The following is a 15,113-nucleotide window of genomic DNA, read 5'->3' on the forward strand; positions in this document are numbered from 1 at the left end:
AGTATAATATAATGTATATTAATGAAATTAATATAATTTGATGGAATTTTACCTATAATTTTCAGTAAAATTCCATCTCAATTGATTTTTAATTTGTAGGAGGAATTGTAGTAATAGATGGTAGAAAGTATGGACAATAACGGTAAAAGTGCTAAAAAGCCAAAATTGAAGATAAATAAGAAGAAAATGGCAAGGTCCTTGTGTATACTTGCTGTATTAATTTATATTATACGTATATCATGGATACATTTTTGGGTTAATAAGTATGATAAGCTTATATATCCAGGGGTTAAAGTAGAAGGTATAAAGTTAAGTGGAAAGACTAATGAAGAAGCTGTAGCTGCATTAAAGCGTAACTATGTAAATGAAATATTTAAGAAAAATATAGTGATTAAAATTGAAGATAAAGTATATACAATAAACTATTCAAAGCTAAACATAAATTATAATATAGAGGATACTGTAAAAGATGCCTTTAAATATGGAAAAGACAAAGGTAATACTAATGATAAATATAAAATTATAAGAAGTGCTAAGGAAAAGCAGTTTAGCTTAAAGTATAATTATGATAAAAAGGAAATTGAAGATACTGTATCTAAAATTCAACAGCAATTTGATAAAAAACCAGTAGATGCTAAGATAACTAAGGATAAAGATGATGAATTTAAGATTACTGCAGAAAAAGATGGGCAAGAGTTAGATAAAGACAAGCTCATTAAGGATATTGATGAAGGAATTAGCAACAAGGCCATTAAGGATGTAGTGGTTAATGCTTCATTGAAAAAAGTACAACCTTCTGCAAAAAAATCAGATTTACAAAAAATCGATACTAAAATATCTAGCTTTACCACAAACTTTTCTTCTTCATCAGATAATAGAGTTAATAATATTAATGTAGCTGCAAAGGCTTTAGATGGAACTACCATAATGCCAAAGGGTAAATTTAGTTTTAATGATATAGTAGGAGAAAGAACAGAAAAAAGAGGATATCAAGCTGCAACTGTTATTGTAGGTGACAAATTAGAATCTGGTTTAGGTGGAGGAGTATGCCAAGTATCAAGTACCCTTCATAACGCTATAGTAAGAGCAGGTATAACACCAACAGAAAGAGACCATCACAATATGCCTGTTAGTTATGTAGGCCTTGGAATGGATGCGACTGTGGATTATGGCAATATAGATTATAAGTTTAAAAATACATTGGATTATCCCATATATATAGAATGTGTAGTAAAGGATAAAGATATAACCTTTAATATTTACTCTAATTCAAAATCAAATGATAAGACTTATGATCTTGTAAACAATGTTAAAACAGTAAATAAAGGTAATAAAACCATATGCACAGCAAAGGCATATAAAGTTACTTATGTGGATGGAAAAGAGGTTTCCAGACAAGAAATAAATAGTGATGATTATGTAAAATAAAATTTTGTGATAATTATATAGGGACTTTGAAAGATTTTTTGTTGAAATTTTGTCTTTCAAAAGTCCCTAGTTTTTATCTAGAAGATTAGAATATTCTTTTAAAAATTTATTAAAATCCCATTAAGCTTTTTACATTAGTACAATTTTTCTTGGAGGTAAGTAATTCTAAAAGCTTAAAAGCTACATTAAAAGCAGTGGAAGGGTTATAGGAAGTTATTATGTTTTTATCTATAACAATTGGCTTATCAGGAATAACATTTACCCCAAATTTAGATAATTGCTTTTGCCTTTTACCTAAATTATAGGTTGTGGCATTCCTACCATTTAAAACTCCACTTTTTCCAATAGGTAGTGCAGCAACACAAATGGAGGCTATTATTTTACCTGCCTTGTCAAATTCTCTTATTAAATTTAGAAAATCTTCACTAAAAGCATCTTCATAAAAGCCAGCTTCTTCAAATCCACCTGGAATAGCAAGAGCATCAAACTCCTCTACATTTACTTCGCTTAATAGCATTTCAGGAATTACTGTGAAGTTCCAGGTACATTTTAATTTTTCTCTCATTCCTGCAGTTACTAAAGTTGTAGTGCCATCACCTTCAAGTTTATTCCATCCAAGCACATCTGTAAAAACGCTAGCTTCTACTGCTTCAAATCCGTTGGCTAAAAGTAACAATATTTTTTTCATTGTAAAACATCTCCTTAATAATTTATTATGCTATGTGAAGATCATGATCTAACATGGTTAGAGTATAACATTGAAGTGTATTATCAGTAAAATTGAAATAATCGAAGTAAATAATCTAAATATATGATAATATGATATTAGAAAAGTATACCATGTGAGCAAAAGAAATAAGAAAATACCATTGTGATTAGTAAAAAATTACTTATATAGTAATAGAGAAATAGCAGGTACGTTGTAAAATATGTTAGTTTGAGGTGAAGGTAATGAAGTTGAAAGTTACAAATCTTACAGAAGTGTGTGCAAAAGAAATTTGTAATTGGAAATATAATGATGAATATTCTATATATAATTATCCAGAGTGGAGTAGGATATCTGATGAAAAATGGGCTATTACAATAGAGAAAAAGAGAATAAATGAATTTAATGCTATAATTGATGATCAAAATATTTTATATGGGTATATAAGATTAGTAAATAAAGGTACATATATTCTTATTGGAGTTGGACTAAAACCATGTGTATGTGGACAAGGATTAGGAAATGATTTAATGCAAATAGTTAAACGACAGTGTAGTAAATTATATCCAGGTAAGAAAATTGTTTTAGAAGTTCGGTCTTTTAATGAAAGAGCGATTAAATGTTATAAAAGGGCAGGATTTAGAGTAGTAGATACTTATAAAAAAGATACACCTATTGGTTATGGAGAATTTGTTAAAATGGAATTTACTTATTAGTTGATGATATTAGATTTATAAATTGTAATAAGAATTGTTAATATGATATATTTACAACGATAGTTATAGAATATACATACTATGATTAACTATATAAAAAATAAAATTTATAGGAAGGAAGTGACCATTTAGTGAGTTTGTATAATAAAAATACATTTTTCACTAAAAAATAATGGAAATACGTCAATTACAGACCTTTATAACTATTGCTGAATTAGGTGGTTTTACAAAAGCAGCTGAGCATTTGGGATATGCCCAATCTACTATAACATCTCATATTCAAATATTAGAAAGTGAACTGGGTATAGTACTATTTGATCGTTTGGGTAAGAAAATTGTTTTAACTGATGTAGGGAGAAGATTAGTTCCTAAAGTAAGAGAAATGTTAGAGTTTTATAAGGAAATTAAGAATATAACAGAAAGCAGTAATTGTATATCTGGTAATTTAGTTATAGGAGCTGGGGAGTCTCTATCTATATATAGATTAGGAGAAATTTTAAAGGAATATAGAAGAACTTTTCCTAAAGTAAATATTATTTTAAAAAATTCAATTTGTAGTGATTTAAGAAAAAGGCTGCACAATGGTGAACTAGATGTTATTTTTACTATTGAACAGCAAATTAAAGATGAGGATTTAGTGATTAGAAATTTAAAAGATGAGAAGATGATGTTTATTTCAGCACCAGAAGTAGATTTAAATTTTTTATATCCAAATGCTAAAAATAATAGATCAAAAGAGCCTATTATATTCAGTGAAAAGGGATGCAGCTTTAGAATATTTTTTGAAAATTATTTAAAACAAAAGAAAATTAAATATGCAAATCCATTAGAATTTTCAAGCATAGAAGCTACAAAGAAGTGTGTCATGAATGGTCTTGGAATATCATTCTTGCCATTTTATACTGTTGAAAGTGAAATTGAGCAAGGAAATCTTAAAGGAGTGGAACTTTCTAAGTCATCTAATGATTTCCATACCCAACTTATTTATCATAAAGATAAAAAAATATCTCAACCAATGAGTAAACTAATAGAAATTACCTTAAACCACTGTTGTAATTGGTGATTTTTATCCAGCCCATCTGCACAGAATGATACCATTGAAATCACTAATGTAGTTTTCATTTCCCATAATTAAAATAAGTCTAGGCTGCTCTATTTTAAATTTATGATTATGAAGCAAATAAGTACAGATATCATAGTTGTAAGTAGTACAATCTATTGATATGCTTTTGTAATTTATACTTTTTGCATATTTCATACAGTGATATAGTAGGGAATCTAAAGCATCTTTATAGTTAACATCAGAACTTATGGAAAGAAGGATTATCTCTAAACAATCAGTGGTATTTTCCCTTATGCTTTTACGGTGACACAAAGCAAAGCCTTTAATTTCATCGTTTTGTTTTAATACAAAAGCAGTTCCAAAATCCTTATATTTTATTAAGTAAAGCTGAGAAGATAAATCCAAACCATTTGATATTTTATTGGAAAGAGCTTTTATAGCTTCTTTCAGTTTTAAATAATTTGATTCATTAGAAACATCTATATTTGTTATTTCATATTTAGGAAAGTAAGAATGATTACAACAATCATCAAGTTCTTTTTTCATGTTTAAAGAAAGTTTAAGTGGTTTAAATCCCATACTCATGTACAATCCCACATTATAACTGGATTCAGGCATGGTGTACAGACCAATATTTTGAACTTTTACATCTTTTTTTAAAAATTTTATTGTATAATTGAGCAATTCTTTACCAATACTTTGCCCGCGATATAAAGGATCGACACCAAAACTACCAAACCATCCAAAATTCCCCCAAGTGTGTATGAAATTATATCCTACAACTTTATTGTTAAGTTCATATACAATGCTAGCACTATTACTTTTTTCTATATAAGCTTTAATTCCTTCAGTTCTTCTTGGAGCACTAGCTTTAAAACATATTTTATCTATTCTTTGTATTTCAGGAATATGGTTAAAATTCATCTTTTTTATCATAAAATAGCCTCCTTTTATTCACTTATAAAACATTTAAATCTTTCATCATATTTTGTAGGTAAAAATTCAACTATTTCATAATTAGCAATCTTTTGTGAGCAAAAAGGGTCTTCTTTTATTATTTCATTCACTTCACTGAGGCTTTCTGCATTACATAGTATAACTCCACCTGTTCGTGGATTTTGCCTTCCAGAACATATAAATTTTTTTAGAGAATAATATTTTTCTAAATAATTTATATGAGAATTTAATGCTTTTTCAACTTCTTCAATAGGTTTTATATATTTTAAAAGTAAAATGTACATAAATTTATTACCTCCTTTAATGTTGACTTTACCAATTTTCATAATGCACTATTTCTTCAAGTTTTTTTCTTGGACGTGGTTTAGGTTCTTCATATGCATACCCAACAGTAAGAATACTGATTACATATTTATCAGAAGGTATATTTAGTATTGGCCTAATGTCCTCTTGAGTAAACCATGCTACCCAGCAAGTACCTAAATTTAAATTGGTAGCTTGAAGAGCAATATGTTCTATAGCAATAGAAGTATCCCTGATTATTTGTTTAACTTCTTCTTCAGCGCTATTTTCGTTTAAATTCATATGTGTGCTTTCTTTTATTCTACAATTTATATCTGCAACACATACAATAAAAACAGGAGCAGACAGCATCCATTTTTGATTGTGGGATGCTTCAGCTAATTTTTTCCTCATGGATTCAGATTTTACCACAATGAAATGCCAAGGTTGAGTGTTACTGCCAGAAGGTGCAAGTCTTGCACTTTCAAGTAATTCAATAATTTTTTCATCTTCTATAGGTTTATTAAGATATTTTCTTATACTTCTACGTGTTTTTATTTCATTAAGCATGTTAGTACCTCCTAATTTAAGAAATTTGTTCTAAAGTAATAGTTCTCTTAAAAAATCCATATTTTTTATAAAATTTAAACACAGATTCATTTCCAGCAGATATTCCTATTATTTTTCTTTTTACCTTATTATTATTTAACCAAGATAGGGATCTAGTCATTAACTTATCACCAATTTCTAGATTTCTATATGTCTCATCAACATAAAGTGAATCAATTTCTCCAGTAAGTTCCTTATTTATTGTGCTAATGCAGTATGCAATATATGAATTTTTATATTTAACTAAATCTACTTTTATTTTTATATTATCACTACTTATAAATTTATTTTTTCTAGTTTTAAATGTGAAGTTTTTAAATTTGTATTTAAAATAAATAGATTTATTTTCATGATGTTTATTTAATTTTTTCCATAATGGATGTATTAAATCTAACAGTTCACTTCCACCTTGAATATACTCAAAATTATCCATAAACATCACCTTCCATAATACTTTAATGTGGTACAATTAAAGTGTAAAATATAATTAAATATAATACAATAGATGAAAATAATGATTGTACTGGTACAAAATGCAGAGGGAGGTGTGTAAATGAGCAAATATAATGATATTGTAAATTACATAATAAGTGAAGTTGAAAACAAAAATTTGAAATACAAACAAAAGCTTCCTACAGTGAGAATGTTATCTGAAAATTTTAATTGCAGTAAAGCAACAGTAGTTAGAGCTTATGCTGAGCTGGAAAAGGAACACGTAGTATATTCAATACCACAAAGTGGATATTATTTAGTAGAAAATAATGATGAATTAAATAGAAATTTGTACACTGACATAATAAACTTTTCTTCAGCAGCTCCAGATAAAGGAATATTGCCTTATGAGGAATTTCAACACTGTTTAAACAAAGCAATAGACATGTATAAGCAAAACCTTTTTGATTACTCAGATTCTAAAGGACTTCCCAATTTAGTAAGTGTACTTAAAAGGGAGTTTCAAGAATATCAAATATTTTGCAGTGAAGAAAATATTTTTATAACTTCTGGTTCTCAACAAGCAATAAATATTTTATTTAACATGCCTTTTCCTAATGGAAAAAATAATGTGCTTGTAGAACAACCTACCTATAATGGTGCATTGAAATCATTAGAATTTAGCAGTGATCGTATTATTGGTATTCAGAGGAGCTTTAAAGGTATAAATCTAGATGAACTTGAAAGAAGGTTTGCAAATTGTAATATAAAGTGTTTTTATACCATACCAAGATTTCATAATCCATTAGGAACAAGCTATTCTAGTGAAGAAAAAAAACAAATTTTAAAACTGGCAGAAAAATACGATGTATACATAATAGAAGATGATTACCTTGCTGATTTAGAAATTAAGAGCAATTCTTACCCTATGTATTATGATGATATTTCCTCAAGAGTAATATATTTAAAAAGTTTTTCAAAAATATTACTACCAGGGCTTAGAATTGCAGCAGTAGTATTGCCTAAAATTTTAACAAATGTGTTTAAAGAATATAAGAAGTGGGCAGATTTAAGCACTTCAGTATTATCTCAAGGAGCCTTGGAAATTTATATAAAAAGTGGTATGTTTAAAGCACATGTTAAAAAAATTAGAAAAACTTATTCTGAAAGAATGAATTTAGTAAAAAAAGAATTAGCACAGGCAAATATGCCTTATTTAAAATGTCATGTACCTGATACTGGATTTTTTGCTTGTATTGAATTAATAGAGAATGTAAATGTAAGTAATATTATTAAAGAGCTTAGATACAGTAGTAATATATATTTAGAAGATGTAGAAAAAAATTATTTGAAGGATTATTTCAATGATAATATTCTAAAAATAAGTATATCAAGAGCTAATTCAGAAAATATAAAATGTGGAATTCCAATTATTTTAGATAAAATATCTAAAATAAAAGAAGAAAAAAGTTTTTATAATGATGTTTTTAATATTTAAAATTTAATTTGAGATAAAGTCTAAATTTGATATAAATATTGTTTAGATTTATACATAAGAAATGGTGTCTATTGGATAAATTTTTTGCAGCATAGTCTGCAGTATATATGAATAGGGGGATAAATATAATGATTTATGAAATTATTAAAAAAGAAAACCATAAAACCAGTGAATGGTCAGGAGGGACAACAACTCAGCTTTTAATTTATCCAAAGGAAGCTGTATATAGTGAAAGAAATTTTAAATGGCGTTTGAGTTCTGCAAAGGTTCAAATAGAGGAATCTACATTTACACATTTACCGAGGATATCCAGGATAATAATGATTTTAAAAGGAGAACTTGTTCTTAATCATGAAAATCATCATAATATAGTATTAAAAAAATTTGATCAGGACAGCTTTAGTGGAGATTGGAATACCAAGAGTTATGGAAAAGTAACAGATTTCAATTTAATGATGGCTGAGGGCTGTAGTGGAAAAGTGGAAGCTATTGAGATTAGTAGAGAAGAAATTAAAGAAATAATACTAGAAAAATTACAAAGTAAAGATTATTCTATGCTAACAGAAGTATTTTATTGTGTGAGTGGACAAGTAGAAATTAATGAAAATAGCGGTAAGAATTTTAATTTAAGTGAAGGTGATTTATTGGCAGTAACAAAAGGCAATGAAGAATTACAGAATATACTTAAATTTACTAGTATAGGTGAAAAGAATAGTGAAATAGTTAGAACTATAGTGTATTACTAAAAGATTAAATTGAGTTTTTGAGGAATGTTTTTATTGAAATGTAATATAAATTATACTAAGACAAAAATGAAATAAGGTGTGATTAAAAGTGAATAATATCAAATTACCATGATTTATAGTAAAGTAAGTAATTAAAAGGGTTATGTAAATATGATTTGGAAAGGTATATTTAGCAAGGTAATGAAGGAGAGACTTATAAAATATGTCAAAAATGATTTTGTATATAGTCTCAAATCTTGGAGCATCTGAAATAACTAATCAGCTATATAATATATTGAGAAACATTAATAGAAGAGAATTTAGACCTAAAATTATTACTTTATTAAAGGAACCTGAAGATAGTGTATATGAAGATTTTGAAAGGCTAAAAATTGATATTTATTCTTTAGGTTTATCAAGAACAAAATTGTGGTTAAAAGGGAAAAGGATTTTGGCTGTGACTTGTGAAGAGCTGCAGCCAGATATTATACACACCATAGGATATGATTCTGATATACTTGCTGTAAAGTATTTAAGCAAATTTAAGCATTGCAGTACAATTTGCAATTTTCCATATGAAGGGTATACTACGGCATTGGGTAAAATAATAGGAAAAATTAGAGATAAGAGATATGTTAAATATCTATTTAAAATGAATTGTCCTATTGTATCCTCATATAGCTTAAGAAGAAAATTAAAAGAAAGTTATGATGTTAATGCCTATAACATACCAAATGGAGTAGACGAAATATATTTTTCACCAGTAGATAAATTAGAAATAGCAAGACGTAGAGAAAAGCTGGGATTAGATACTACAAAGAGAATTTTTATTTCAATTGCATCAATGAGTAAAATTGAAGATCCTCTTACAATAATTAATGCATTTCAAAGAGCTAATATTTCAAATTTTGCAACTCTTGTTTTACTTGGATATGAACCACTTTTAAAGAAGTGTAAAAAGTATAATAGTGAAGGTATTGTGATAAAAGGCAAGGTTGACAATTTAAGAGAATTTTTAAAGTGTGCAAATATTTTTATATCTTCATCTAAATCTGAAAAGTTATCAGTATCTGTTTTACAAGCACTAAATTGTGGGCTTCCAGTAATTTTATCAGATACTAAATGTCATAGAGAAATATTAAGCAAAGATAATACGGTTGGTAATAAGTTTAGTGTTGGCAGCATAAATGAATTAAAAGAGTATTTTAGATATTATACAAGATGTAGTTTGGAATATAAATCTAAAAAAGCGAGAATAGTTGGAGAAACTTTTTATGGTTCAAAAATCATATGCAGCATTTATGAGAGAATGTATACACAAATAATATCACAAGGAATCATATGAAGATTAATAAAAAAATAAGTGTTGAATTAAGATAAATTAATTCAACACTTGTTTTTTATATAACATATTTTAAAACGCATATATAGTGACTAAAACTTCCAAGTAATACGAATATGTGAAATATTTCATGAAATCCTAATAACTTTAAGTTCAATTTTGGCCATTTAGCAGCATATATAATGCCACCAACAGTATAGAATATACCACCAAGTACCAGCCATGCTACTCCACTTATAGAAAGAACTTTAGAAATAGGTGATATAACAAAGATTGCAAGCCATCCCATACCTATATAAAATGAAGTGGATATCCAGCGAGGGAGATTAAACCATATCATTTTAAATAGTATCCCAGCTACGGCCATTGACCATACAGTGATAAATAAAACCCATCTTAATGTACCACTTAAAGCGATTAAGCATATAGGTGTATATGTTCCAGCAATAAGTATAAATATCATTGAATGATCTAACCTTCTTAAAAATTTAATTACTTTTTCTGAAGAATTTACTAAATGATAAACAGAACTTGCTGTATATAAAAATATTAAGCTTAATCCAAATATTATAACCCCTGTAAGTTTAAGACCGCTTATGGATGGGGATGAAAATATAACTTTTACTATAAGCAAAATCAACCCTACCAGTGATACAACGGCTCCAAATACGTGAGTAAAACCATTAACAGGTTCTCTAAAAATTTTTTTCATAACATTACCTCCATATAATAAGCTTGAAAGTATCTATTAAATCCATGCATAAATGCCAATTAAATTAAATTTCACTGCATTTAATTAAATTTAATGTATAACTTTATTATGTGTCATTATATATATTATATAACTAATACATAAAATTTCAATTTAGAATAAGTATGAAAATGAAAGCTAATTAATTATTTTTTAATGAATTTCTTAAAAATACTTAATAATGCTATAAATACCAATATAATAACACGTAGTTTTTAAAACTACGTTTGATTTATAAGGTGTAAATAAGGTTTTTATATTGCGAAAGATTGAAATATAAAAATATTTGTTTTTTAATTTTAAAGATATCTGTGGAAACCCAGTAAATAGCTGGTTATTTGCATATATTAAAAATGAAATAAAAGTATAAATATACAAAAATATAAAAAAAGTAGTTGACTAAGTGAATATAATTTGTTAAACTCCTAAGTATACCAGATGAAAATAAAAAACGAATATATAAACAATGTGACATAGAGGCCGCGGTTGTTATAAGTACTGGCTACAGGAAAGGAACACTCGCCGAAATACATAAAATTTAGTTTTATGTATTGGGATTATACTGAATAAGTATAGTACTGTCTTTGAAAAATTGCCCGATTTTTTAAAGGAGTGCTTGTCATATTGGGGCAAAAGGTTTGTTGTGATACACAGCAGTTGTGAGTGCCTTTTGCTCACAACTGTTTTTTATTTACCAAAAAACACTAAATTTAATATATACAATATGGTACAGAGGTTGCGGTTGTCATAAGTAATGTATATTTAAAATACAGGAAAGGGTCATCCGCCGAAGTTTACAAGCTTTAATGTTTGTATACTGGGACTATGCTGAACAAGTATAGTACTGTCTTTAGGAAATTGCCCGATTTTTTAAAGAAGTGCTTATCATATTGGGGCAAAAGGCTTTGTATTGTACATGCAGTTGAGAGTACCTTTTGCTCACAGCTGCTTTTATTTTACACAAATTTAATATATTGATAATTAAGCAAAAATTTACATATTTAAAATTAATGAAAAGAGGAAGATAAGATGAAATTATTTGGAACTATGAATGTGAATAGTAAAGGACATTTAGAAATAGGAAAATGCGATACCACTGAACTAGCAAAAGAATTTGGAACTCCTCTATATGTGGTAGATGAAGATTTAGTTAGAAGCACTTGCAGAGAATTTAAAAATAATTTTGAAATAGAAGGTATTGAAAGTGAAGTTATATATGCATCTAAAGCATTTTTGAATTTGGCAATTGCCAAAGTTATCTGTGAAGAAGGATTGAGTTTAGATGTGGTATCTGGTGGAGAACTTTATACAGCTTTAAAAGCAAATTTTCCTGTAAGTAGAATTTATATGCACGGGAATAATAAAACAGAAGGCGAATTAAGCATGGCTATTGAAGCAGGAATAGGAAGAATAGTAGTAGATAATAGAAATGAATTAGAAGTAATTGAATATTTATGTAAAAGCTTAAATAAAAAAGTTGATGTTTTATTAAGAGTAAATCCAGGTATAGAAGCTCATACTCATGAATATATCCAAACTTCAAAAAACGATTCAAAATTTGGAGAATCTATATTTGATGAAGATATGTGTAAAATTATAAACAGATTTCAAAATAGTGAAAGTGTAAACTTTAAGGGATTTCATTGTCACATAGGATCTCAAATTTTTGAAGAAAAATCATTTTACTCAGAAGTATCAGATATGATTAAGTTCTTAGAAAAAATAAAAAATCAATGTGGATTTAGTACTGAAGAGTTAAATCTAGGAGGAGGTTTTGGAGTATATTATTCTGAAGGAGATAAACCTGTTAATTTAAATAGTTGTCTTAAAAACATGCTTTCAATACTTAAAGAAGAATCACAAAAATCAGGTTTAAATATTAAAAAAGTTATGATAGAACCAGGTAGATCAATAATTGCTAATGCAGGTACTACTCTCTATAATGTAGGTGGTACTAAAAAAACTTATGGTGGTAAACAGTATGTTTTTATAGATGGAGGTATGGCAGATAATCCAAGAACAGCATTATATGATGCAAAATATGAGGCTGTAGTTGCAAATAAAGTTAATTCCGAAAATAGTGAAATATATACTATTGCAGGAAAGTGTTGTGAATCTGGAGACATAATAATAAAAGAAATTCAACTTCCAGAAGTTGAAAGAGGAGATATTATGGCAGTTCTAACTACTGGAGCTTATAATTACAGCATGTCTAGCAATTATAATAGAATACCTAAGCCAGCAGTAGTATTTGTTAAAGAAGGTGAAGCAAAAATAGCAGTAAAAAGAGAAACTTATGAAGATATTATTAGAAACGATATATTATTTTAATGAAGGGGGTAATGAATTTGGCTACAATAGTACAAAAATATGGCGGAACATCCGTAGGAACTATAGATAAAATAAAGGCTGTTGCAAAGAAAGTAATAGAAAGAAAAAAGGAAGGTAATGACATTGTAGTGGTGGTTTCTGCTATGGGTAAGACCACAGATAAGCTTATAGATATGGCAAAACAAATTTCTGATAATCCTAATAAGAGAGAAATGGATATGTTAATATCAACTGGAGAGCAGGTGACAATTGCACTACTATCTATGGTATTTCAAGAAAGTGGATATGATTCAGTGTCATTAACAGGATTCCAAGCTGGAATAAAAACAGGAGGAGTTCATACTAAAAATAGAATATTTGATATAGAGATTCAAAATGTAGAGAATCATTTAAAGGATGGAAAAATAGTAGTAGTTGCTGGATTTCAAGGCATGAATGAAAATGGAGATATAACAACTTTAGGAAGAGGTGGCTCAGATACCACTGCTGTAGCATTAGCTGCAAAGCTTAATTGTACCTGCGAAATATACACAGATGTAGATGGAATATATGGTGTTGATCCAAGGGTTTGGCCTAATGCAAAGAAGTTGGATTATATAAGCTATGAAGAAATGATGGAAATGGCAAGCTTAGGAGCTGGTGTCATGGAAACAAGAGCAGTGGAAATAGGATGTAAATATAAAATTCCTATTTATGTAGCATCAACGCATGGAAATCAAAAAGGAACTTATATAAAGGAGTATGATGAAACAATGGAAGAAAAAGTAATAACAGGCCTTTCAATTAGTGATGATGTTCTTATGGTTACAGTTAACAATGTGCCATATAATTCTAAAAATATATCAATAATATTTGACAAATTGGCTAAACATCATGTGAATATTGATATGATAAGTCAAACAGCACCATTTAATGGATATATAAATGTTTCCTTTACTGCATCAAAGGAAGATGTAAGTACAATCAATGAGGTTGAAAAAGAATTAAGGGCTGAAATACAAGGTATTAAAGTTTCTAAGGAATCAGATATTACAAAATTATCTGTAGTTGGAATAGGTATGATGAAGCAGTCTGGAGTTGCAGCTTCTATATTCACTATATTTGCAGAAAATGATATTGAATTTAAGCAAGTAACTACTTCAGAAATAAGTATATCTTATACTTTAGATTCAAAAGATAAACAAAAAGCAGTAACAGTTTTAGCACAAAAATTAAACTTGTAGAAGTTAATAATTATTAGCTTTTAACTATTAACTAAAAATATGTATGAGGTGATTGAAATGAGAAATGCGAATATTGCTATCGTTGGAACAACAGGAATGGTTGGAAGAACATTTTTAAAAGTATTAGATGAAAGAAATTTCCCTATTGATAATTTATACCTTTTTGCATCAAAAAAATCGGCTGGAAGTAAAATGGAATTTAGAGGTAAAGAATATATAGTAGAAGAATTAAATGAAGATTCATTTAAAAGAGATATAGATATAGCATTATTTTCTGCTGGTGGAGATATTAGTAAAAAATTTGCTCCTATAGCAAAAGAAAATGGGGTAACAGTAGTAGATAACAGCAGTGCTTGGAGAATGGATAAGGATATTCCTTTAGTAGTACCAGAAGTAAATCCAGAAGATGTAAATTGGAATACAGGGATTATTGCAAATCCTAATTGTTCTACTATCCAATGTGTAGTACCACTTAAAGTATTGCATGATGCATTTAAAATAAAGAGAATAATTTATTCTACTTATCAGGCAGTTTCTGGATCAGGAGTTGGTGGAATAAAGGATTTAGAAAATGGTATAAAGGGAGAAGCATCTAATAAATATCCTTATCAAATAGCTTACAATTGTCTGCCTCATATAGATGTATTTATGGAGAATGGATACACAAAAGAAGAAATTAAAATGATAGAAGAAACTAAAAAGATATTAAATGATTATGATTTAAAGATAACAGCAACTACAGTTAGAGTTCCAGTAAGATATGGACACAGTGTTTCTATAAATTTGGAATTTGAAAAACCTTTTGAACTAGATAAGGTATTTGAAATTTTAGGAAATGCTGACGGAATAATTTTACAGGATGATGTTAAAAATACAGTTTATCCAATGCCAATAAATGCTGAAGGAACTGATGAAGTTTATGTTGGAAGAATAAGAAGAGACTTTAGCATAGAAAATGGGCTTAATTTATGGGTTGTAGCTGATAATATAAGAAAAGGCGCAGCTACAAATACAGTTCAAATAGCAGAAGTATTAGTTAAAAATCTTTAA

General features: G+C 28.1%; 15 protein-coding genes and 2 riboswitches. Of the genes, 9 read left to right on the plus strand and 6 right to left on the minus strand.

Features of this window, described 5'->3' with window-relative positions:
- Positions 1-117: 117 nt before the first annotated feature.
- Positions 118-1,428 (plus strand): VanW family protein, encoded by a 1,311-nt coding sequence (locus Q6H37_RS13305; protein WP_318742389.1) that lies wholly within the window; start codon positions 118-120, stop codon positions 1,426-1,428.
- A gap of 109 nt (positions 1,429-1,537) precedes the next feature.
- Here Q6H37_RS13305 and Q6H37_RS13310 read toward each other — a convergent pair whose 3' ends face one another.
- The gene (locus Q6H37_RS13310) at positions 1,538-2,116 is read right to left on the minus strand and encodes a DJ-1/PfpI family protein (RefSeq protein ID WP_318742390.1); all 579 of its coding nucleotides are present in this window, start codon (positions 2,114-2,116) and stop codon (positions 1,538-1,540) included.
- Positions 2,117-2,379: 263 nt separating this feature from the next.
- Between Q6H37_RS13310 and Q6H37_RS13315 the strand changes: the two genes are divergently transcribed.
- Both Q6H37_RS13315 and Q6H37_RS13320 read left to right on the plus strand, forming a co-directional pair.
- The gene (locus Q6H37_RS13315) at positions 2,380-2,850 is read left to right on the plus strand and encodes a GNAT family N-acetyltransferase (RefSeq protein ID WP_318742391.1); all 471 of its coding nucleotides are present in this window, start codon (positions 2,380-2,382) and stop codon (positions 2,848-2,850) included.
- A gap of 172 nt (positions 2,851-3,022) precedes the next feature.
- Positions 3,023-3,913 carry a LysR family transcriptional regulator gene (locus Q6H37_RS13320; RefSeq protein WP_318742392.1) on the plus strand — a complete coding sequence of 297 codons (891 nt, stop codon included), beginning with the start codon at positions 3,023-3,025 and terminating at the stop codon, positions 3,911-3,913.
- A 3-nt stretch (positions 3,914-3,916) separates the two neighbouring features.
- Here Q6H37_RS13320 and Q6H37_RS13325 read toward each other — a convergent pair whose 3' ends face one another.
- The 4 genes from Q6H37_RS13325 to Q6H37_RS13340 are packed head-to-tail and all read right to left on the minus strand — an operon-like array spanning position 3,917 to position 6,194.
- On the minus strand, positions 3,917-4,849 hold the full coding sequence (locus Q6H37_RS13325; RefSeq protein ID WP_318742393.1) for an N-acetyltransferase: 933 nt from the start codon (positions 4,847-4,849) through the stop codon (positions 3,917-3,919).
- 14 nt (positions 4,850-4,863) lie between these two features.
- Positions 4,864-5,154, minus strand: a complete 291-nt coding sequence (locus Q6H37_RS13330) for a YciI family protein (protein WP_318742394.1) — start codon at positions 5,152-5,154, stop codon at positions 4,864-4,866.
- Positions 5,155-5,182: 28 nt separating this feature from the next.
- Positions 5,183-5,722, minus strand: coding sequence for a nitroreductase family protein (locus Q6H37_RS13335; RefSeq protein ID WP_318742395.1), 540 nt, complete (start codon positions 5,720-5,722; stop codon positions 5,183-5,185).
- 16 nt (positions 5,723-5,738) lie between these two features.
- Positions 5,739-6,194 (minus strand): GNAT family N-acetyltransferase, encoded by a 456-nt coding sequence (locus Q6H37_RS13340; protein ID WP_318742396.1) that lies wholly within the window; start codon positions 6,192-6,194, stop codon positions 5,739-5,741.
- Between the two features lie 120 nt (positions 6,195-6,314).
- On the opposite strand from Q6H37_RS13340, the gene Q6H37_RS13345 reads away from it, so the two are divergent.
- The 3 genes from Q6H37_RS13345 (at position 6,315) to Q6H37_RS13355 (ending at position 9,761) form a co-directional block, all read left to right on the plus strand.
- Positions 6,315-7,691 (plus strand): PLP-dependent aminotransferase family protein, encoded by a 1,377-nt coding sequence (locus Q6H37_RS13345; RefSeq protein ID WP_318742397.1) that lies wholly within the window; start codon positions 6,315-6,317, stop codon positions 7,689-7,691.
- Positions 7,692-7,819: 128 nt separating this feature from the next.
- A complete protein-coding gene (locus tag Q6H37_RS13350) occupies positions 7,820-8,437 on the plus strand; it encodes a HutD family protein (protein WP_318742398.1) in 618 nt (205 codons plus the stop codon).
- Between the two features lie 202 nt (positions 8,438-8,639).
- Positions 8,640-9,761, plus strand: coding sequence for a glycosyltransferase (locus Q6H37_RS13355; RefSeq protein WP_318742399.1), 1,122 nt, complete (start codon positions 8,640-8,642; stop codon positions 9,759-9,761).
- A 55-nt stretch (positions 9,762-9,816) separates the two neighbouring features.
- On the opposite strand, the gene trhA is transcribed toward Q6H37_RS13355, so the two are convergent.
- Entirely contained in the window at positions 9,817-10,470 is a 654-nt protein-coding gene (gene trhA, locus Q6H37_RS13360; protein WP_318742400.1) for a PAQR family membrane homeostasis protein TrhA, read from the minus strand.
- A gap of 504 nt (positions 10,471-10,974) precedes the next feature.
- Positions 10,975-11,135: riboswitch (Lysine riboswitch) on the plus strand.
- Positions 11,136-11,230: 95 nt separating this feature from the next.
- A riboswitch (Lysine riboswitch) is annotated at positions 11,231-11,401 on the plus strand.
- 137 nt (positions 11,402-11,538) lie between these two features.
- Here trhA and lysA point away from each other — a divergent pair.
- From lysA to Q6H37_RS13375, 3 genes are read left to right on the plus strand one after another with little or no spacing between them, the layout of a single operon-like run.
- Positions 11,539-12,840 carry a diaminopimelate decarboxylase gene (gene lysA, locus Q6H37_RS13365; RefSeq protein WP_318742401.1) on the plus strand — a complete coding sequence of 434 codons (1,302 nt, stop codon included), beginning with the start codon at positions 11,539-11,541 and terminating at the stop codon, positions 12,838-12,840.
- A 17-nt stretch (positions 12,841-12,857) separates the two neighbouring features.
- On the plus strand, positions 12,858-14,063 hold the full coding sequence (locus tag Q6H37_RS13370; RefSeq protein ID WP_318742402.1) for an aspartate kinase: 1,206 nt from the start codon (positions 12,858-12,860) through the stop codon (positions 14,061-14,063).
- A 57-nt stretch (positions 14,064-14,120) separates the two neighbouring features.
- Positions 14,121-15,113: an aspartate-semialdehyde dehydrogenase gene (locus tag Q6H37_RS13375; RefSeq protein WP_318742403.1), complete on the plus strand. Its 993-nt coding sequence runs from the start codon at positions 14,121-14,123 to the stop codon at positions 15,111-15,113.

This window comes from Clostridium sp. JS66, assembly GCF_033561535.1.
GTDB lineage: Bacteria > Bacillota > Clostridia > Clostridiales > Clostridiaceae > Clostridium_AM > Clostridium_AM carboxidivorans.

Excerpts from the sequence above, each read along its gene's own strand:
- Q6H37_RS13325 (WP_318742393.1), bottom strand. The coding sequence starts at position 4,849 with ATGATAAAAAAGATGAATTTTAACCATATTCCTGAAATACAAAGAATA.
- Q6H37_RS13350 (WP_318742398.1), top strand. The coding sequence starts at position 7,820 with ATGATTTATGAAATTATTAAAAAAGAAAACCATAAAACCAGTGAATGG.
- Q6H37_RS13315 (WP_318742391.1), top strand. The coding sequence starts at position 2,380 with ATGAAGTTGAAAGTTACAAATCTTACAGAAGTGTGTGCAAAAGAAATT.
- lysA (WP_318742401.1), top strand. The coding sequence starts at position 11,539 with ATGAAATTATTTGGAACTATGAATGTGAATAGTAAAGGACATTTAGAA.
- Q6H37_RS13305 (WP_318742389.1), top strand. The coding sequence starts at position 118 with ATGGTAGAAAGTATGGACAATAACGGTAAAAGTGCTAAAAAGCCAAAA.
- Q6H37_RS13345 (WP_318742397.1), top strand. The coding sequence starts at position 6,315 with ATGAGCAAATATAATGATATTGTAAATTACATAATAAGTGAAGTTGAA.
- Q6H37_RS13375 (WP_318742403.1), top strand. The coding sequence starts at position 14,121 with ATGAGAAATGCGAATATTGCTATCGTTGGAACAACAGGAATGGTTGGA.
- Q6H37_RS13320 (WP_318742392.1), top strand. The coding sequence starts at position 3,023 with ATGGAAATACGTCAATTACAGACCTTTATAACTATTGCTGAATTAGGT.
- Q6H37_RS13310 (WP_318742390.1), bottom strand. The coding sequence starts at position 2,116 with ATGAAAAAAATATTGTTACTTTTAGCCAACGGATTTGAAGCAGTAGAA.
- Q6H37_RS13340 (WP_318742396.1), bottom strand. The coding sequence starts at position 6,194 with ATGGATAATTTTGAGTATATTCAAGGTGGAAGTGAACTGTTAGATTTA.
- Q6H37_RS13335 (WP_318742395.1), bottom strand. The coding sequence starts at position 5,722 with ATGCTTAATGAAATAAAAACACGTAGAAGTATAAGAAAATATCTTAAT.
- trhA (WP_318742400.1), bottom strand. The coding sequence starts at position 10,470 with ATGAAAAAAATTTTTAGAGAACCTGTTAATGGTTTTACTCACGTATTT.
- Q6H37_RS13330 (WP_318742394.1), bottom strand. The coding sequence starts at position 5,154 with ATGTACATTTTACTTTTAAAATATATAAAACCTATTGAAGAAGTTGAA.
- Q6H37_RS13355 (WP_318742399.1), top strand. The coding sequence starts at position 8,640 with ATGTCAAAAATGATTTTGTATATAGTCTCAAATCTTGGAGCATCTGAA.